Genomic DNA, 19,060 nt, shown 5'->3' with positions numbered 1-19,060 from the left:
ACCTCGAACCTGCCCTTCTCGAGATGGGGCGAGGTCTTCGGGGACACCACGATCGCCGCGGCCATGATCGACCGCATCGTCCACCACGCCGAGATCATCACCACCAAGGGCACCAGCTACCGCATCCGGCACACCAGCATCGAGACCCTGCCTTCCGTCACCGAGACCGGACCGGCAAACTAGAACAACCCCGCGAGGTGCTCACTATTCGCACGGACAAACAGCTCAAACTTCGAGCGGAACCGACACACGGTCTCCTCGCCACTTCCGGTCGAGGTGATGACGGCGTTGGAGAGTGCACGGATCCCCGCCTCCGGGCCATGATTGCCGACAGTCGCCCCGGGTGCACGTCAGGGGTGGTCACCGGGTGCGGCCAGAGGTGTGGCCGACAGATAAGGGGGTCTTCCATGTCGATGGGCGCCTCGTCCGGTTTCATCCTGCTGTGGGTGCGGGTGGGTCTGTGGATGGTCCTGACGCTGCTGAGCGGATGCACCGACACCGAAGTCCTCGGCCCCGGAGTCCGGGACTCCGGCCGGGCCGATTCCAGCCAGGGCCCGCCCGTGCCTGCTCATGAGCGGGGCAGAGAGTCCACCGGCGGGGACCGATGACAGGCCCCCGGGCGGGGGACGGCATGGTCCCGGCTCACCAGGGCAATCCCCAGGCATGCTCCCCGCCGCCACATTAATCAGGGTGCTTACTAGTAGGCTGTTGCGAGGCGGCCCCGGCGAGTGAGGCCACGCAGACGCCATGGTCTAGGGGAATCGTCGTGGTGTGCCCGCGCCGGTGTTGCCGCTGGCCGGGGCGGGGGTGAGAAGCGGGCGGGGCCCTGGTGCTGTGCCCTCTCCTGAGGGCAGGTGAGGTGGTCTTGTGCTGATCCCGGCGTCGTTGTGCAGTGTTGAGTGGGCCGTGTGGCCCGGGAGGAGATCGATCCATGACTGAGACGACGGAGCCGGGGCGAGAGAACCTGCGGGAGTTCATCGACAAGCTCATTGGTCAGGGCTACACCGTGCCGCACGGCAACGAAGAGGACCCGGAGCTCATCGACCCAGGGGGCTCGGCGGTGGAGACCTGGCGGGAGGACTACCCGCACGAGGAGCTGATGAGCCGCCAGGAGTACGAGCTGGAGAAGTACCAGCTGCAGATCGAGCTGCTGAAGTTCCAGTACTGGGCCCAGGACCACGATCTCAAGCACGTCATCGTGTTCGAGGGCCGGGACGCCGCCGGCAAGGGCGGGACGATCAAACGCTTCACCGAGCACCTGAACCCCCGGGCGGCCCGGGTGGTGGCCCTGACGAAGCCCTCGGACCGGGAGGCCGGGCAGTGGTACTTCCAGCGCTACATCGGCCACCTGCCCACGGCGGGGGAGATCGTGATGTTCGACCGCTCCTGGTACAACCGGGCCAATGTGGAACGCGTGATGGGTTTCTGCACCGAGGCGGAGTACGAGCAGTTCATGGCCCAGGCCCCGGTGTTCGAGAAGATGCTCGTGGACTCCGGCATCCACCTGACCAAGTTCTGGTTCTCCGTGACCCAGCACGAGCAGCGCACCCGGTTCGCGATCCGCCAGATCGACCCCGTGCGCCGGTGGAAGCTCTCGCCCATGGATCTGGCGTCCCTGGACCGGTGGGAGGACTACACGCAAGCCAAGGAGGAGATGTTCCTGCGCACCGACACCGACCACGCCCCCTGGATCACGGTGAAGTCCAACGACAAGAAGCGCGCGAGGCTCAACGCGATGCGGGTATTCTTGACCCAGTTCGACTACGAGGACAAGGACGTCTCGGTGGTCTATCCCCCGGATGCGTCGCTGATCCGGCGCGGTCGGGATGCCGTGGGCGACTGAGCCGACCGGCGGCCGCCGGTGTCGAGCGAGGTGGTCCTAGCGCAGATCGGGCACCGATCCCAGCAGGGAGCTAAGCTGGCTTAGTAGTGGTGGTGGGTTGCCCGGCATGCGCGGTGGCGCACTGCCGCGGCCCAGGTGAGGTGGGGCGGTGCGGCCGATGATGGTGCCCCCGCCTGTGGAATGGGGGGGGATGTTCTGATGCGGATACCGCGGATACTGGCCCTGGTGCTGGCCGGTGGGAAGGGCTCCCGGTTGGGTGCTCTGACCGAGAAGAGAGTCAAGCCGGCCCTGCCGGTGGCGGGCACCTATCGGCTCATCGACCTGGCCCTGTCGAATCTGGCGCACTCTCACATCTCCGATGTGTGGGTGGTGCAGCAGTACCTGCCGCACAGTCTCAATGTGCACCTGGCCAATGGGCGGCCCTGGGATCTGGATCGCTCCCACGGCGGGCTGCAGGTGCTGCCCCCCTACGAGGGTGCGGCCGGGGAGGGCTTCGCCGAGGGCAACGCGGACTCGATCTACCGGCAGAAGGAGCTGATCCGCGAGTTCGCCCCGGATCTGGTGCTGGTGCTCAGTGCTGATCACCTCTACACGATCAATTTCCTCGATGTCGTGGACACTCACCTGGAGAAGGGCGCGGACCTGACCATGGTCACCACCGAGGTCGCCGAGGACCCCTCCCGCTACGGTGTGGTGCAGGTCGACGACGACGGGTGGGTGACCGGTTTCGACTACAAGCCCGAGGAGCCGCAGGGCCGGCTGGTGGCCGGGGAGATGTTCCTCTACGACGCCCAGAAACTGCTGGAAGCCCTCGAGGAGCTGCACGCCCAGCACGGGCAGCTGGAGGACTACGGCCACGACCTTGTGCCCTGGTTCGTCGCCCACCGTGCCGTGGCCGAACACCGCCTACACGGGTATTGGATGGACCTTGGCACTCTGCAGTCCTACTGGACCGCGCACATGCAGCTGCTCGACGGTGACGGGGTGATCCTGGATGATCCGGGGTGGCCGATCCTCTCGGCCCAGCCGCAGCGGGTGCCTGCCCGGATCGCCGGCAGCGCGCAGCTGCACACCTCGATGGTCGCCGCCGGCGCGGTCGTGGGCGGGGTGGTGGAGCACTCGGTGCTCGGCCCCGGTGTCGTCGTCGAAGAGGGCGCGACGGTGCGTAACTGCGTGCTGTTGGACGGGGTGCGGGTGGGCCCCGGGGTGAGTCTGCTCAACGTCGTGGCCGATGTGGGTGCGGAGATCTCCGGCGGCAGCCGCCGCGGCTCACCGGCGGGGGTGACGCTGATCGGCGAGGACGGGACGGTGGCCACCACCGAGGACTTCGACCGCTCCGCCGTGCTGCCCGACGGGGTCTGAGACCCCGCCGTGCCCCACCGTTCCCTCTGCTCACGGCAACGCCCGCGGGCCTATGTGCCCGCCCCGGTGCCACCGAGGGAGGCTTCGGAGCGGGCCCTGGAATGGGCCTGTGTTCCTCGTGGTCCTGTCGGCTGGTCCTCGGTCGGGTTGCTGGTGCCGGATCTGGTGACACTGGATCGGGCGCGTCATCTGCGCCAGGCCCAGAGCAAGGGGGCGATCATCGGATCCGCCCAGGAGCCCGGTGACCTGGCGCAGTGGGCGGGGCCGCTGGTCGTGTATTGGCCCACCCTGGCCACCCTGGCCGTGGCCGAGACCCTGGCCGCGACCCGCACCGTCGTGGTGGCGTTGAACAACGACACCTTGCGCCCCTGGGTGGATGCCTTCGACCCCGAGTGTCTGGCCGGGGCTCCGGTGGCCCCCACCCCGGTGGTGCTGCCGGTGCCGCTGGTGCGCCGGGCGATGGTCTACTACACCCACCGCTTCCAGCGGGAGCCGGCCGTACCGGAGCCGGTGTGGCGCATGCTGCTGCACCGCCTGGAGCACCTCTACCACCACGGTGAGCACTTCACCGCCGAGTCCCTGCTCGCCCTGGTCTGGCAGCTGCACTGGCCCCCCGACACCGCCTGGGAGCTCCACCAGTGGGCCACCCGGTCCCTGCCCCAGGCCGATCTGCCCCACCCCGCACCCTGAGCTCAGAACACCGACCTGGCCCACCGCCCCGTCCGGGGCCACCGCTCCAGGGGCCGCCGACAGGCGGGGCCCCGGCCGCCGCAGGCCCCGCGGCGCGGCCCGGGCGGTAAACTGAGACGACTGCGGGCCCGGCCGCCACCCCCCTCGGACTCCCGCCACGGACGAGCACCGGACTGGTGCACCGGCCACCGACAGCACCCCAGGTGAAGCCGGCAAGCCCGAGCGCACCCCCCTGGTGCGGTGGGTGGGACGGGGCCGCAGCACCATGAACCAGCGTTTGTCCCCCCAGACCTGGACAGCAGCCGACGGCACAACCGTGCACCCTCCCCAGGGGCGCATCCCAGCAGGGGGCCTGTGCGGGCAGAGTGCACGGTGACCCGCCCAGAATACCGGCACCAGCCCGTTAGCCAGTATGCTTACTAATGCGTTCGGGTGTATCGGGCGCGGTACTGGGTGGAGGAGCGCGATGTCGGTGGGGCCCTGGGAATCTTTTGCCAATCCGCGGGCCTACACGGCCGCCCCGATGGCCCCCGGTGTCGCGGTGTTCCACGCGGCGGCCTGGATCTTCAGCCACAGCGAGGACCTGAGCTGGTCATCGCTGGGAATCGTGGTCCCGGACCGGTCCCTGGTGCCCGAGCTCGAGCAGCTGCGCCGGCTCAAGAGCCGTGGGGTGCGGATGGGCACCATCACCCAGGCCGAGGACGCCCACCACTTCGACCGGGTGCTGATCGCCTACCGCCCCGATGCGGCCACCCTGGCGAGGGCCGAGGCCATGGCCCAGGCCCGGGTGGTCGTGGCCATCGGCGAGAACTCCGAGCACTTGCGCGAGTGGGTGAACACGCACCGACCGGTGCATCTGGGCGGGGCGGACCTGCTGGCCGCTCCACTGCTCCCGGCGCCGGGCCCGACCGTGGCCATGGTCGGATGAGTCGCCGCATCAAGGTGGAGGACAGCAAGGAGGAGTGGTCATGACGATGCTGCTCGGAGTGGCCGGGATGCTGCTGGGCGCCGTGCTGCTGGCAGTGGTGGTTCGCCACGACGCCCGTACCGGGGACAGCCCGACCGGGGCGGCAGCCACACTGGCGGTACTGGTGGCCGCGGTGGCGGTGATCGTGCTGTTCAGCACCGGGATCGCCCTGGTGGGGATCACCGGACTGCTGTCCGTGGCGGCGGATTCCTAGATCTGGTCCCGTGAAACAGCGGTCCTCTCCAGGTTGTCACCGGTGGCGTGAGGACCGCTGACGTCCTGCACAGGTCATCGCGTTCACCGCAGGGGGCGCTGTGGGTGTGGCCGACGTGCACGGCGGTGGTCGGCGATCCACGGCGTCAGCACGCCGGTGGTGAGGAAACCGCCGAGCAAAACCCAGTCACGGAGTTCCATGCCGGTCCTCGAAGTGCTGGCGGGAGCGGGAGGCCGATTGCGGGGTCCCCATCGGCGGGCACACCGGTGACACTGCGCGGCGTGGTCGAGCGGTGTTGCTCTCGACTCACGCAAGCCCGCGGTGTGGCTGCTCGGTAGGCCGGGTGGCCGGGCTGCTATGGGCTCGGGCTGCTCGACGCGGTCATCAGCTCGTGATGGCGAGGAGCGCTTCGTTGCGTTCTCAGTGGGAGAGTTTGAGTCCGAGGACCCCGCCGATGATCATCAGCAGGAACACGATTTTGAGCATCGCGACCGGTTCTTCGCCGGTGGCCATCGCGTAGACGACGGTGAGCACGGCACCGATGCCCACCCACACCGCGTAGGCGGTGCCCACGGGCAGGTCCCGCATGGCGTAGGCCAGCCCGGCCATGCTCGCGACCAGCGCCGAGGCGAAGACCAGGGTCGGTCCGAGCCGGCTGAAGCCTTCGGACTTGCCCAGCGCGGTGGCCCACACCGCTTCGAGGATCCCGGAGAGCACCAGAACGAACCATGACACGACAGCCTCCTGCGGGCCGTCTTGTCGCACACCGGGTACAGCACCCCTCGTCCGGGAACCCGGTGTTTCGGGCTCATTTCCAAAATCTCACACCGGGTGGTGAGGGGCAATGTCAGACGTGTCACCACCCCCCGAGCATCGGTTCATGATCGGGGGTGCCGGTGAGCATGGCGCCCTGAGTTTCGCAGGACACCTCTCAGTTGCTGATCAGGGGACTGGTCCACAACAGGCTGGTTTCCAGGACCTGGGCGGCGAGGAACCGGGCGGCATCCTGCTGGGTGAGAGAGGCCCGCCGGTGAGGGCCCGGGCGCAGGTGCACGTGGCGCACACCGCGGGCGGGCCCAGCACTCAGGACCGGGGTGCGAACGATGGTCCAGCTCAGCCCGGATCCGGTGATCATCTGGAACCGGTCGCGGGTATGGGCGATACCGCCCGGGCGCAGCGTCTGGCGCAGCTGCTGGCGGACGTGGGCGGTCTTGGTGCTGTCACCGGGGACGGGATAGAGGTGGTGCGGGGCCAGACCGACGTAGCGGTGCACCCGGTGGGCCGTCATGGCTGCCACCAGATGCCGGGTGGCAGTCCGGGCGCGGGCGGCCGCGGCCTGTTTGCGGGACACGCTGAGCACGTCCACGACGGCCTCGGTGGTGGCCACGGTGGAGGCCAGCCACGTGGTGTCGGTGATGTCCCCGTAGGCGAGATCCACCGGGTACGGCTGCTGAGCGTCCTGAACCGGCTCACCGTCGAGGACGGCGGTGGGGTGGTGTCCGCGGAACACGAGGTCTTCGACGACCTCTTGTCCCAGGGGTGTTCCAGCACCGAGCACAACGACGCGCACAATGTCCTTTCAGAAGCCCCGGCACCACTCCCGGGGCAGGAGCCGAGATGGGTGAGGACGGGGGTGGGTGGGTGGGCCCTCCTGGGACGGGGGTTCTACGGCCCACCGGCCCCCGTATCGCCGGGTCCTCGGTACTACCGCCGGCCCCGGGTGGGCCGGTGGTGGTTCAGCCCAGCACGCGGGAGGTGAACTCGATCTGCAGCTCGTGCAGCCGGTCGCAGGTGATCGGGTGCCCGCCCTCGGGGTCGGTGAGGTACTCCAGCTCCAGTTGCCGGCAGATCCGGCTGTGCAGGATCTGCAGCTGCTCCAGGGGCAGCCCCAGCAGCTCCTCCGGGAAGGCGTCGTCGGGACCCAACCGCATCAGCCGCTCCAGGGCCGGTGAGGCGGTCACGGTGGCGCCGGGGGCGGGGGCGGCCTCCGCTGCGCCGCTCACCGGGTCACCGCCGACTGCTGGGCGGAACCGGCCCGGGAACCAGGTCCCGGAACACGGTGCAGGGGGTGTCGGGGGCAAAGTGCGGGGGAGCTCGATGCAGACGGGGCGGGGAAGCTCGAAGGCATGGAAACGATCTTTCACTGGGCACGATCAAGGGATCGGTCAGCTACTCGACCAGGGGAGAGCTTATCCACCGTCGGCCCCGGTGCGCAACGCCTTGTGCAGCCATCAGTCGCCCCGGGGGTCAGTGGGGCGACTGGGGGGTCTCAGGCGGTGCCGCGGGCCGCCCAGGGTGCTTCGGAGGTGTTGAAGTGGGTGGTGGGGGCCTGTCCGGTGGTGGAGGTGACGAGTTCGACGGCGAGGTCACGCACCTTGAGATTACGCCGGGCCGCAGCGGCGGCCAGCAGATCGAAGGCTTCCTGCTGGGTGCAGTGCTGCTGGCCGATGAGGATGCCCACGGCCACGTCGATGGCGGTCCGGGAGGACATCGCCGCGGCCAGGTCCGTTTCGGTGTCCTGGTGCTTCGCCAGGCGCAGGGCCAGGCGAAGAGCGGTGGAGGCGGCCACGACCTCCTGGGTGATCGCCGCGATCGCGTCCTCGTCGAAGGCGTCACGGGTGCCGGCGTAGACGTTCAGCGCGGCCTTGTCGGGGCCAGGCAGATCGAAGGGGGCCGCCACCGCGGCATGGACCCCCTGGGCGGCGGCGGCCTGCCCGTACTCCGGCCACGGCCCCTGGGCCAGGTCCGGGGCGTGGACGATCAGCTGCTGGCGGGCGGCGGTCAGGCACGGCCCGTCCCCGTAGTCGTACTGGATCTCGTCCAGCACCAAGGCCCGGGCGTTGGAGCTGGCGACCGTGCCCACCCGCCCGTCGCGCAACAGCGTCACCGCGCACCACACCGAGGTGTGCTCACCGGTGAGGTGCGCGGCCATCACCTGGGTGAACTCCTCCAGGAACTCCCGCAGATCCTGGCTCTCGGCCAGGACCTCGTGCAGGCGCAACCGGGTGGAGACCGACGGGAACGACGGGATCGGACGATGGGCCACTGAGGAGGAGTCGTCGGTCACGGGATACACCTTTCGGCAGGGGCCGGCGCGGGCGCCGGGAATGCAGGACGGAGGAAGATCAGGGTAGAGCAGGCGGAGCCTGCCCCACTCGAAGACCGCGAGTGGGAGTAGGCCCTCGGAGGGGTCAGCCCCGGTGCGGCGGCGGTGCTGGGTGGGCCCGGATGTCGGTCTCGGTCAGATCGAGCATGATCCGCATGCCGGTCCCCAGCTCCTGGATCCACACCACCCCGATCTGCGGGGCGATCTCCTCGAGCACCCCGCGGTGCCGGAGCATGCCACCCATCCACGCCTCGATCACTTCCCCTGCCCGGACCTGGGCCGGCCAGAGCGCAGCATCGTCCTTCGCGCCCGATTGCGGTGCTGGTGCTCGCCGGCCGGCCGGCTGGCTGAGCGCCACCGGGTGAACACGATCGGGGAGCGGCGCGGATGCAGGGGGGACCGGGGTGGGCATATCGGCGGGATCCTTTGGCCAGAGCAGACAGAGCAGGACAACATCGCCCACCGGGATGATCAGCAGCTTGACGGCGGGACCCCACCGTGGAGCCGTTGCCCCGGCCACCTGTCCTGGTCGCCGAGCAGTGGTCGGCCGGTGTGGAGAGGGACGCCCCCGCACCGTCATGGGACGCAGTACGGAGGCGGCAGTCATACCGGTGAGCGGCGGCATGATCCCCCGGGGGGACCCAGCCACCGCATGTAGCCCGCCCACCCCGTATACCCATCGCGGGGATGGGCGGTCGTCCGATTCTACCAATAGCAAGCATGCTTGTCACCGTGACCGAGGACCGGCTCACTGCGGAAGAGTGTTCGTCTGCTGCCGGCTCAGTCGGGAACGTGTCGGGGGCAGGTCCATTTGGTGGCGGTGGTCAGCCGGTCTTGGTGACGGTGGCCTCGGTGAGGATGGGTTCGTCCTCACGGTCGATGTAATGGGTGGCGGTCTCCTCGTCGGTGACCGCCAATAGGGCCTCGAGGTCGTCGATGGTGAAAACGTCTCGGCTTTCTACGGTGCCGGTGACTTCGTCCTTCTCCCCGACGGTGAGGTCTTCGGGGAATTGCTGGGCCATGACGATGGTGTCTTCCGCGCCGATGGCGATGACTCCGGGCACGAGCACCTCCTGTACCTCATTGGTCAAGGTCATGGTCTCGCCCACCAGTTCCTCGGCGGGCACCTCGGACTGGTCCAACTGGGTCAGCCGGGTCTCATCGGTGCAACCGGTGGTGGTCGCGCTGGGCCTGGTCTACTACGCGGCCGTGCCCGGTACGCGGGCCCGGCGGGCAGCGGGGTGAACCGTGTCCGGCACGACGACGGGGCCCCCGTCACCACAGCGGTGACGGGGGCCCCGGAGTCGATCGGGTGCGATCAGATGCGGTCGCGGCGATCCTTGTCGGTCAGGCCGGTGCCGCGCTCGGCATCGGTCTCGACCTCGACCTGCTCCTTGCGGACCTCGGCGTCGACGCGCTCGGTGTCGCGGACGGTCTCCTTCTCGAGCTCGATCTTCTCGACGCCCACGGTCTCCTTGGCCACCACGGCACGCTCCTCGTGGAGGGCGACCTCCACGGTGTCCTCACCGATGGTGCCGCCGGTGACCTCGGTGCCGTCGAGGGGAATGCGCTCGACCCGGACCTCCTCGCGCTGAACGGGGACGTCAACAGTCTCGTGCTCGGTCACGACGTACTTGCGCAGACGGGCGCGGCCGGTCTCCTGACGCTCCTTGCCCACGCGCAGGCGCTCCTCGTGACGAATGACCTCGTTATCGTCGAGATCAGCGCGAGCGGCGGTGTCGTGACGGTCCGCGGTGTCATCGGCGTACCGGTCATTGCGGGTGTACCCGGCGGTTCCGGCCGCCGGAGCGGCGCTACGATCGGTTTCCGTGGCGTGTCGGTCCTCGCGGCCACCGGTGACGGAGTAGTTCATCTTGTAGTAGCGGTAGATCTCCTCCTCCTCGGCCGGGGAGAGGTGCTGGTCCGCGTCCACGTTCGGGGCGTCCTTGACGACGTCCTTGGTGTAGGGAAGGACCAGGCGGTCGCCGTCCTGTCGGGCGCCGTCGGCGGGGACGAAGCTCTCCTTGGTGCCGAACAGACCGGTGTTGACGGTCACGAAGGTGACCTCTTCGGTGGTGTCGTCCAGGAAGACCTGCTCGACCTTGCCGATCTTGTCGCCGTCCGACCCGTAGGCGGTGGCGGAGAGAAGGGCATTGACGTCGTAGGTGGCCATGAAATCTCCTTTGGGTAATTCGCGTGGCACGAACTCACGGGCGGAAGCCCGGCGCAGACGGTGCCCGCCGGTGGGCGGAGTGGTGCGTTCGGCTGCTGCCTCTCACCTTACTGATAATCAGCCTGCTGATCAACGGTCCCACTAAGAGTTGAGGCTCTGTGCGGCCCAGGATGACCCATGCGGTCCCTCGCCGCCGCGGCCGAGACAGGGCGGTGCCGTTGAGGTCGTCTCACAAGGTCGATACCCACGGGGAACGCCTCCGCACCGTCATGGCTGGCGGTACGGAGGCGACAACCTCACCGCGGAGCAACGGCAGGCTCCCGGGGTGCCGGCACCGTCGTACCCGACCGTGCGATCACCCCGTACGCCGACCACTACGGCCAGCGTAAGTATGAAGCTTACTGATAGAAAGCATGCTTGTCACTATGTTGGCGGTTCCGTGCCCGGGATACCTTCAGGCGGGCTGCGTCCTGTATCCGGGATGCGATCACTGCCTCAGGGTCGTCCGGACAACTCCTGATCAGACCAGCGACGGCACGGACGCAGGCGAGCTCTCACTCGTTGCTTTACATATGGCCGGCTACCGGACGTTTCCCAGGGCCGCGACCCTGCGCTAAGGGTTCCTGCCAGGGCACCAGGTCTTCACCTTGGCATGAGCATTATATTTCTCATACGCTGAGGTGTGTGTGGCACACCTTCTTTCGTACCGGCGGAAACAGGCTCCGCGTCAGTCGCCCCGAACTGATCCTGATCGGCATCACCATGATCTGGGGGGCGACCTTCCTGATCATCCATGTGGCAATGGCCCACACCGGCCCGTTGTTCTTCGTTGGGGTCCGCTTCGTGGTGGCCGGGTTGATCGGGGCGGTGGTGTTCTGGCGCGTGCTGCGGGGCATCACCTGGCAGGAGATCGGCGCCGGTGCGGTGATCGGGACGTCGATCTTCTTCGGTTACGGCCTGCAGACGGTGGGGCTGCAGACGATCACGGCCAGCCAGTCGGCGTTCATCACTGCCTTGTACGTGCCGATGGTGCCTCTGCTGCAGTGGGTGTTGCTGCGCAAGGCCCCGGCGGTGATGACCCTGGTCGGGGTGGCGTTCGCCTTCGCGGGGTTGGTGTTGCTGGCTGGTCCGGACGCCGGGTTGGGTGGGCTGAGCCCCGGGGAGACGCTCACGTTGTTCAGTGCGGTGGCCTGCGCGGTGGAGATCGTGCTCATCAGTCGTTTCGCCGGCACGGTGGATGCCCGCCGGGTCACCGTGGTGCAGGTGCTGATGGCCGGGTTGCTGTCCTTCGCGATGATGCCCGTGACCGGCGAACGGGTTCCGGGGTTCTCCTGGGTGTGGCTGGTGGCCGGGGTCGGGCTCGGGGCGGCGAGCATCCTGATTCAGTGGGCGATGAACTGGGCGCAGCGCTCTGTGTCGGCCACCCGGGCCACCGTCATCTACGCCGGGGAACCGGTGTGGGGCGGGATTATCGGGCGTATCGCCGGGGATCGCCTGCCGGGCCTGGCGATCCTGGGGGCCGTGCTGATCGTCGTCGGTGTCCTGGTCAGCGAGCTGCGCCCCAAGGATCTGACGCTCCGACCGCGTCCCGCCCCTGAGTCCGATCAGGGCGCGGACCGGGAAGGCCTTGAGGTCAGGTGACGGACGTCGACGCTCGAGCAGCCCAAAGGTCCACTCGCTCGGTGCAGGCCGACTCAGTAGGAGGCGACGGGACCAGGGCCGCCGGCAACGGCCCGGCCTGGCCGAGCCGCCAGCGGAAGCGCCCCAGAGCGCAGCGTGCCGATGAAAGCGCGCAGTACCATCAGGGCGCACCAGGTGAGAACGCCGCATTGCCGGTGCCCACCATGTTGCTCACCGGAGGAGGAACGGATGGCCACCCGTGAGAAAGGTGAAGCCACCGCGGAGTTCGTCGCCACGGTCGGCCGACAGATCCGCCAGCAGCGCCAGCACCGGGGGTGGAGCGTCCAGGAGCTCTCCGACCGCGCCAGGGTGAGCCGGCGGATGCTGACCCAGATCGAGCTGGGCCAGGCGAATCCCAGCCTGGTGACCGTCGACCACATCGCCCACGCCCTGGGCACCGACTTCGTTTCCCTCGCCATGCCCCCCACCACCCCCGCGGAAGAAGCCAGCGGGGGGCGACTCGGGGCAGCGGTGCGCGTGTGGAGCTCGGACCGTGGCAGCGAGGCCGTGCTGCTCCTCGCCACCGAGAGCGTTCCCCGCACCGAACTATGGTCCTGGCGACTGGCCCCGGGGGACACCTACCACGCCCAGCCGGACACGGCCGGGACCGAAGAACTGCACCAGGTCCACGCCGGGGAACTCATCATCATCACCAGCGGGTCCGCCCTGGTCCTGCGCGCCGGAGAGGCCGGCCGCATCCGCAGCGACCAGCGCTACACCTACCGCAACGACAGCGACACCTGGACCGAATTCACCCGCGTCGTCACCGGAGCCTAGGCGCACCCCACCACGGACCCGGTGCCACAGGCTGCCCCCGCCGGGCGCCATTGGCTGGTGGGTTCCGAGAGAGCCGAAATATCCTGGGCCGGTCATCCAGGTCGACCCCACCGGGCAGGAGCTACGGCTACAGCCCCTCCGATGCTTTCCGCGGACGGTTCAATCGTTGGGGCAGCCTTAGGCCTTCCCGTCGGGGCGGTACAGCAAATGGGCGCCCGGTGCTTTACATATGGCGGGCTACCGGCCGGGCTCAGGAGGCGGTGGCGCGGGAGGAGCTGTCCTCCGCATCAGTGCTCACCCGGACGCCGTCGGCGCGTAGCATCGGCCGGTGACAGAGATCTGACAGCAGAAGTGTGGAGGTGGGCCGCCGTTGGACGTGCTCATGGCAGCCCTGCCCATGGTGCTGACCCTGGGCCTGCTGCTCGTGCCGGCGCCGCCGTGGGTGGCCCCCGCGGCCGGACTGGTCTCGGCCGTGGTGGTCGGCCTGGCCTGGTTCGGCACCCCTGTGGCGGAGGTGTCCTCGGCCTTCGGCGAGGGCTTCTGTATCCTGGTCGAGGTGCTGGCGATCATTGCCGGCGGAATCCTGCTCTCTCGCGTCATGGACCGGACCGGCGCTCAGAAGAAGCTGGCCCGGTGGCTCTCGGACGGCGGCGGCCCCACGGTGCTCTCGGCGCTGCTCATGGTGCACGGGGTGGTGCCGTTCATGGAGACCGTCACCGGGTTCGGCGTCTCCGTGATCATCGGGCTGCCGCTGCTGCTGTCCCTGGGGTTCACGCCGTTGCGAGCGGCCTCGCTCTCGCTGGTGGCGCTCATGGTGGGCCCGTGGGGCTCCATGGGCCCCGGCACGCTCCTGGGCTCCCAGATCGCCGGCGTCACCCTGCAGGACCTCGGGGTGGCCTCCGGCGTCCTGAACGTCATCGCCTTCCTGGGATCCGGTGCCGTGGCCGCGGTCATCGCCGGCCGGGGACTGCCCACCTCCGACGGCCGGCCCCGACCCGCTGACTACGGCGCCTGGATCGGCATGGGACTGGTCTCGGGCGTGGTGCTGTCCGTCCTGGTCCTCGCCGCCAATCTGGCGTTCGGCACGGCCGTGGCCGGTGCGGTGGCCACCCTGGTGATGTCCGCCGGCTGGGCCGGCGTGATCAGCCGCGGGCGGATGGGGCCCGTCCCGGGCCGCGCTCTGGTGCCGTACCTGGTGCTGCTGGGGGGCACCATCATCGGGCAGCTCCTCGAGGGCCTGCTGCCGCCCGGCGGGTTCGGCGCGGTGCTGGGCTCGCCGGCCCTGTGGTCCATCACCGGCGCCCTGGTCGGCGTCGTCGTGCTCTCCATGGACAGGGAACACCGGCGGCGACTGCCGCGGGAGATCCGCCGGATGTGGCTCCAGGTGGCGGCGCCGACCGGCCTGTACCTGGTGCTGGGCAGCGCGGTCTCCGGGGGCGGGCTGGCCGAGGCGCTGGCCGCGGCGCTGACCGGGCTGGGGCAGGCCTACCTGTTCCTGGTGCCCATGGTCGGTGGCCTGGTGGGATACATCACGGCCTCGGGCACGGGCGCCAACGCCATGTTCGGCGGCACCCAGGACGCAGCCGCGCGTGCCCTCGGCATGGACCCGCTGTGGATGATGGCCTCCCAGAACGTGGCGGCCGGACTGGCCTGCCTGGCCAGCCCGGCGCGCATCGAGCTCGCCTACCGGATCGCCGGCCCACTTCAACGGGCGGACACCCCCGGGCCCGTCCTCACTCGCGGGGCCCTGGTGGCGAGGACCCTGCCCTTCGTGCTGGTGTGCTTGGTGCTGTGGGGCATCGGGAACATGCTCTGGATGCCGGCGGCAGGCTGACTCCCGCTCCGAAGTCCACGCTGTCGACCGCGGGCCGGTGGGGCGCTGCCCCGGACGAGCACGGGCGGCTCGTGCGCGCCATCGCCCGTGAGCACACGGAGACCGCCTCTCGTGCCGCGTCGTCGAGCCGTCCGTCCTGCGGTCGGCATCGGCCGGGCGCGTCGTCGGGTACCGTCCGGGGTCTTGGCATCGATGAGTCCGGGGCGCATCCTGAAACCAGGCCAGCGGCGGAGCGGGGGAGGGGCGATTCCGGTGACGCGTCCACGGCATCGCAGGATCTCGCATCCTCGTGACCTGTGGGCGGACCCGCTGGGGCGGGCGACCATCCGGGCCCTGCAGGGGCTGGTGCTGCTGAGCGCGACGGCGGTGGTGGTCTACGGGCTGATCCAGCTCAAGCTGGTGGTGATCCCGCTGCTGATCGCCCTGGTCCTGGCCGCTGCGCTGAACCCCCTGGTCGCCTCTCTGCGCCGGCACCGTGTGCCCGGGGCGCTGGCGACCTGGATCGTGTTCGTCGCCGCGATCGTGGTCCTGGGCGGGGTGGTCACCGGCATGGTCTTCGCGGTGCGCAGCGAGTGGGCGGAGCTGGTGGCCTCCGCGGTGGGCGGGCTGGACCGGTTGCGCCAGTTCGTGGTGGCCGGGCCGATCCCGGTCGGCCAGCAGGGCCTGGACGAGGCTCTGACCGCCGTCGTGGACTTCACGGCCAGCCCCAGCTTCGGTGCCGGGGCGCTGCTGGGGATCTCCGCGGCCACCCAGGTGGTCACCGGCGCGGTGCTGGTGGCCGTGATCCTCTACTTCTTCCTCCAGGACGGGGCCCGCATCTGGGCGTTCGTCCTGAGCCGTTTCCACGGTGAGACCCTGGAGAAGCTGCTGACCTCGGGCACCACGACCCTGCACGTGCTGGGCGGCTATGTGCGCGGCACCGCCGTGGTGGCGCTGCTGGAAGCGGTGGTCATCGGGGTCACGCTGCTGGTGCTGCGCGTGCCCCTGGCCCTGCCCCTGTCGGTGCTGATCTTCCTGGGCGGCTTCATCCCCATCGTGGGAGCCGCCCTGATCGGCGGCGTGGCAGTCCTGGTGGCCCTGGTGGCCAACGGCCCGGTCGTGGCGCTGGTGGTGGTGGCGGTGGTGGTGGCCATCAACCAGCTCGACGGGAGGGTGCTCCAGCCGATGGTGCTGGGCCGGGCCCTGAGCCTGCACCCGCTGGTGGTGCTGCTCGCCCTGGCCGCCGGCGGGATCCTCTCCGGCGTCGTCGGGGCCGTGCTGGCCGTCCCGCTGACCGCGGTGGGATGGGCTCTGATCCAGATCTGGTTCCCGAACCCCCGAAACCCCGATGTCCTGTCCCGGCCGGCTGCGCGTCCCGGCGTCCGGCTGAAGCCACCGGCCCCGGACGCGCCCGTCGACGGGTGACGGCCTCGGGGCGCCGCAGGACCGGCAGCGTCACCGGAGGACGGGGGCGGATGGACGCCGCCGACGTGTTCCCTTGCGGACCGATCCACCGCCGGGCGGCGCCTTTCTGCGGTCAGGGCGGCAGCCAACTGGGTTCATGACGGCGTCCTGCCGGTATGAGTCGGTGATCCGGGCGGGGGCCGGGCGGATGCACATCCGGATGTTCTACGGTGGCGAGACCTCCTCGGGGAGGTCAGCTCGACACCGCCTCCCATCACCGAGGACCCGCAGCGGGAGAATCCTCATCACCGCGGCGACGGTGAGCCCGAACGCAGCATCACCCCCGGGCTGCCACCAGCCGCGGTGTGAACGCGGAGGCACCGACCCTGGGGTGCTCTCCCGGTACGCCCTTCACCAGGGACTCCCTGAGTCCTGCCGTTCCTGATGAGGTGGTGCAGTCGCCGATCCGTCGGGTCCTTCCCGCACGCTCGGGCGACTGCGCGGACGGGTCTCCCACCACGTCCGCCCGATCCGTTCCGCTGCCCCACCGCATCAGGAGTTCCCCTTGCTGACCGTCAACGCCTACGCCGCCCCCTCCGCCGACGCACCGCTGGAGCCGACCACGATCACCCGCCGCGAGGTGGGCCCGAACGACGTGCTGATCGAGATCGCCTACGCCGGGATCTGCCACTCCGACATCCACACCGTCAACGGCGACTGGGGGCCCCAGCACTACCCCCTGGTGCCCGGCCACGAGATCGTGGGCACCGTCGCCGAGATCGGCCCCGAGGTCACCGGCCACGCCGTCGGGGACCGCGTCGGGGTGGGGTGCATGGTCAACTCCTGCGGGCAGTGCACCAACTGCCGCAACGGGGACGAGCAGTACTGCGCCGAGGGCATGGTGCCCACCTACGGCGGGGCCGACCGGGACGGCACCATCACCCAGGGCGGCTACTCCACCCACGTGGTCGTCGACGCCGGCTTCGTGCTGTCCGTGCCCGCCTCCCTGGACCTCGCCGCGGCCGCCCCGCTGCTGTGCGCCGGGATCACCACCTACTCCCCACTGCGCCGCTGGGGCGCCGGCCCGGGCCGGAAGGTCGCCGTCGTGGGCCTGGGCGGACTGGGGCACCTGGCCGTGAAGATCGCCGCCGCGATGGGCGCGGAGGTCACCGTGCTCTCGCAGTCGCTGAAGAAGAAGGAGGACGGGCTGCGGCTGGGTGCCGAGCACTACTACGCCACCTCGGACCGGGCCGCCTTCGAGCAGCTGGCCGGGTCCTTCGACCTGGTCCTCAACACCGTCAGCGCCGTGATCGACGTGGACGCCTACCTCTCCCTGCTCACCGTCGACGGGGCTCTGGTCAACGTCGGGGCCCCGGCGGAGCCGCTGAGCCTCAACGTCTTCTCCCTCATCGGCGGTCGGCGCACCTACGCCGGGTCGATGATCGGCGGCATCGCCGAGACCCAGGAGATGCTCGACTTCTGCGCCGAGCACGGCATCGTCCCGGAGACCGAGCTGATCTCCGCCGACCGGGTCAACGAGGCCTACGAGCGGGTGCTGGCCTCGGACGTGCGCTACCGCTTCGTCATCGACGCCGCCACCCTGGTCTGAGCCCGCGCCCAGGCGCTGGGCCTGCGGATCCCGCCGCCCGGACACTACCGAAAGGACACCATGGAACTGACCGATCTTCTGGAGGCGCTCGACGCCGGGCGCACCATCACGGGGGACTCGCCCCTGCACGAGGTCATGCACCGGGTCAGCCAGGAGGCCCTGCGCATCACCGGGGAGCTCAACGGCGGATACCGGGAACCGGCCCGGGTGCGGGAGCTGCTGGCCCAGCTCACCGGCAGGCCGGTGGACGCATCGGTGACGGTGTTCCCGCCCTTCCACTCCGACTTCGGGAAGAACATCACCCTGGGCAAGCGGGTCTTCATCAACTCCGGGTGCACGTTCCAGGACCAGGGCGGGGTGGTCATCGGCGACGACTGCCTGATCGGGCACAACACGGTGCTGGCCACCCTCAACCACGACCTCGCCCCCAGCCGCCGGGCGGACATGCACCCGGCCCCCATCGTGATCGGCCGCAACGTCTGGATCGGGTCCAACGCCACGGTTCTGCCGGGCGTGACGATCGGCGACGACGCCGTCGTGGCGGCGGCGTCGGTGGTGACCAAGGACGTCCCGGAGAGGTCCGTGGTGGTGGGCTCCCCGGCACGGGTCGTGCGCTCCGTGAGCGACTGAACCGCGCCGGGTGGGTGTCCTTCGGTGGACCCCGGCCCGCCCCCCAGCGCGGCTGCGCGGTCACGACACGCCGTCTACGAACCGCTGGTGAACGCTTCTGCTCCGTTCATGGCCGAGGCGACGAGGTTGCTGCGGACCGGCGACTCGCCGCCGGCGACCGCCCCGATCCAGGCGTCCGTGGTGGTGACCGCGGCGAAGTTCGACTGCAGCAGCACCATCAGGGTGCGGTGCAGATCCTCGGCCGAGACCTGACCGGCCTCGTTGGCGAGGTGGATCGCGCCGGTGGCGTCGGAGAGGATCTCGGCGGCGAAGCCGAGCCCCTCGGCCTCGACCGCCGTCGCCAGGTCGCAGTTGTTGGTCATGTAGCCGACGACCGTGATCGTGTCGACGCCGGCGAAGACGCTGCCGTACCCCTTCACGACCTGCTTCCACTGCCGGTCGTCGAGCTGCTCGAGATCAGGGTGGAGCGGATATCCCGCCGAGCCGGGCGCGAAGATGGGTGCGCCCTCGTCCGTCTCGTGCTGGACCATGACGACCGGCATGTCCTGCTCGGCGGCGACCTCGAGGACGCGGCTGATGTTGGCGAGCGACTCCTCGCGGGGCGGGTACTGGATGGACATGGGGCCGTCGAAGTACTCCATCTGGGCGTCGACGACGATCAGGGCGCGGCGGGGAATGGTCACGGGATCTCCTCTGAAGAAAGCGGTGGGCCAGCGGTGGTGCATGGCCTGCAGTCCATGTTCGGATCCGACCGGGTTCCACCGCGACTGGCCCGCGGGCATAATGACGATG

Annotated in this window: 20 protein-coding genes and 1 riboswitch; of the genes, 12 read left to right on the top strand and 8 right to left on the bottom strand. The window is 69.7% G+C overall.

Features of this window, described 5'->3' with window-relative positions:
* The 6 genes from CK505_RS01430 to CK505_RS01400 all read left to right on the top strand — a co-directional run.
* Positions 1-183: ATP-binding protein (locus tag CK505_RS01430; protein ID WP_176475257.1), on the top strand; the 183-nt coding region annotated here is incomplete at its 5' end.
* Positions 184-931: 748 nt separating this feature from the next.
* A complete protein-coding gene (gene ppk2 / locus CK505_RS01420; RefSeq protein ID WP_075873020.1) occupies positions 932-1,843 on the top strand; it encodes a polyphosphate kinase 2 in 912 nt (303 codons plus the stop codon).
* Positions 1,844-2,041: 198 nt separating this feature from the next.
* Positions 2,042-3,205 carry a glucose-1-phosphate adenylyltransferase family protein gene (locus CK505_RS01415; RefSeq protein WP_095649947.1) on the top strand — a complete coding sequence of 388 codons (1,164 nt, stop codon included), beginning with the start codon at positions 2,042-2,044 and terminating at the stop codon, positions 3,203-3,205.
* A gap of 165 nt (positions 3,206-3,370) precedes the next feature.
* Positions 3,371-3,895, top strand: a complete 525-nt coding sequence (locus CK505_RS01410) for a hypothetical protein (protein ID WP_141246759.1) — start codon at positions 3,371-3,373, stop codon at positions 3,893-3,895.
* A 466-nt stretch (positions 3,896-4,361) separates the two neighbouring features.
* Entirely contained in the window at positions 4,362-4,823 is a 462-nt protein-coding gene (locus CK505_RS01405; RefSeq protein ID WP_095649945.1) for a hypothetical protein, read from the top strand.
* A 40-nt stretch (positions 4,824-4,863) separates the two neighbouring features.
* Positions 4,864-5,076: a hypothetical protein gene (locus CK505_RS01400; protein ID WP_075873016.1), complete on the top strand. Its 213-nt coding sequence runs from the start codon at positions 4,864-4,866 to the stop codon at positions 5,074-5,076.
* A 420-nt stretch (positions 5,077-5,496) separates the two neighbouring features.
* Here CK505_RS01400 and CK505_RS01395 read toward each other — a convergent pair whose 3' ends face one another.
* From CK505_RS01395 to CK505_RS01370, 7 genes are all read right to left on the bottom strand, one after another.
* Positions 5,497-5,811: a multidrug efflux SMR transporter gene (locus tag CK505_RS01395; RefSeq protein WP_095649944.1), complete on the bottom strand. Its 315-nt coding sequence runs from the start codon at positions 5,809-5,811 to the stop codon at positions 5,497-5,499.
* A gap of 10 nt (positions 5,812-5,821) precedes the next feature.
* A riboswitch (guanidine-III (ykkC-III) riboswitch) is annotated at positions 5,822-5,889 on the bottom strand.
* A gap of 118 nt (positions 5,890-6,007) precedes the next feature.
* The gene (locus tag CK505_RS01390) at positions 6,008-6,646 is read right to left on the bottom strand and encodes an NAD(P)H-binding protein (RefSeq protein WP_176475256.1); all 639 of its coding nucleotides are present in this window, start codon (positions 6,644-6,646) and stop codon (positions 6,008-6,010) included.
* A 166-nt stretch (positions 6,647-6,812) separates the two neighbouring features.
* Complete coding sequence (locus CK505_RS01385) at positions 6,813-7,079, bottom strand: hypothetical protein (protein WP_095649942.1); 267 nt, start codon at positions 7,077-7,079, stop codon at positions 6,813-6,815.
* Between the two features lie 266 nt (positions 7,080-7,345).
* The gene (locus CK505_RS01380) at positions 7,346-8,143 is read right to left on the bottom strand and encodes a GAF and ANTAR domain-containing protein (RefSeq protein WP_229586967.1); all 798 of its coding nucleotides are present in this window, start codon (positions 8,141-8,143) and stop codon (positions 7,346-7,348) included.
* A 124-nt stretch (positions 8,144-8,267) separates the two neighbouring features.
* The gene (locus tag CK505_RS18345) at positions 8,268-8,417 is read right to left on the bottom strand and encodes a hypothetical protein (RefSeq protein WP_154676745.1); all 150 of its coding nucleotides are present in this window, start codon (positions 8,415-8,417) and stop codon (positions 8,268-8,270) included.
* A 589-nt stretch (positions 8,418-9,006) separates the two neighbouring features.
* Positions 9,007-9,291 (bottom strand): hypothetical protein, encoded by a 285-nt coding sequence (locus CK505_RS01375; protein WP_141246758.1) that lies wholly within the window; start codon positions 9,289-9,291, stop codon positions 9,007-9,009.
* A 209-nt stretch (positions 9,292-9,500) separates the two neighbouring features.
* A complete protein-coding gene (locus CK505_RS01370) occupies positions 9,501-10,355 on the bottom strand; it encodes a DUF2382 domain-containing protein (protein WP_095649940.1) in 855 nt (284 codons plus the stop codon).
* Between the two features lie 684 nt (positions 10,356-11,039).
* On the opposite strand from CK505_RS01370, the gene CK505_RS01365 reads away from it, so the two are divergent.
* The 6 genes from CK505_RS01365 (at position 11,040) to CK505_RS01340 (ending at position 18,268) form a co-directional block, all read left to right on the top strand.
* Positions 11,040-11,996, top strand: coding sequence for a DMT family transporter (locus tag CK505_RS01365; protein ID WP_058874578.1), 957 nt, complete (start codon positions 11,040-11,042; stop codon positions 11,994-11,996).
* 228 nt (positions 11,997-12,224) lie between these two features.
* On the top strand, positions 12,225-12,812 hold the full coding sequence (locus CK505_RS01360) for a helix-turn-helix domain-containing protein (RefSeq protein WP_058874577.1): 588 nt from the start codon (positions 12,225-12,227) through the stop codon (positions 12,810-12,812).
* A 382-nt stretch (positions 12,813-13,194) separates the two neighbouring features.
* Positions 13,195-14,646 (top strand): L-lactate permease, encoded by a 1,452-nt coding sequence (locus CK505_RS01355; RefSeq protein ID WP_255250859.1) that lies wholly within the window; start codon positions 13,195-13,197, stop codon positions 14,644-14,646.
* Positions 14,647-14,898: 252 nt separating this feature from the next.
* Positions 14,899-16,050, top strand: a complete 1,152-nt coding sequence (locus tag CK505_RS01350; protein ID WP_176475255.1) for an AI-2E family transporter — start codon at positions 14,899-14,901, stop codon at positions 16,048-16,050.
* Between the two features lie 544 nt (positions 16,051-16,594).
* Positions 16,595-17,638, top strand: coding sequence for an NAD(P)-dependent alcohol dehydrogenase (locus CK505_RS01345; RefSeq protein ID WP_095649937.1), 1,044 nt, complete (start codon positions 16,595-16,597; stop codon positions 17,636-17,638).
* Positions 17,639-17,698: 60 nt separating this feature from the next.
* Positions 17,699-18,268, top strand: coding sequence for a DapH/DapD/GlmU-related protein (locus CK505_RS01340; protein ID WP_095649936.1), 570 nt, complete (start codon positions 17,699-17,701; stop codon positions 18,266-18,268).
* A 74-nt stretch (positions 18,269-18,342) separates the two neighbouring features.
* On the opposite strand, the gene CK505_RS01335 is transcribed toward CK505_RS01340, so the two are convergent.
* A complete protein-coding gene (locus tag CK505_RS01335) occupies positions 18,343-18,951 on the bottom strand; it encodes an isochorismatase family protein (protein WP_095649935.1) in 609 nt (202 codons plus the stop codon).
* Positions 18,952-19,060: the final 109 nt, after the last annotated feature.

Source organism: Kocuria sp. WN036 (assembly GCF_002287015.1).
Taxonomy (GTDB): Bacteria; Actinomycetota; Actinomycetes; order Actinomycetales; family Micrococcaceae; genus Kocuria; species Kocuria rosea.
The sequence above is the reverse complement of the archived record's forward strand: the minus strand, read 5'-3'. Positions and strand labels throughout refer to the sequence as shown.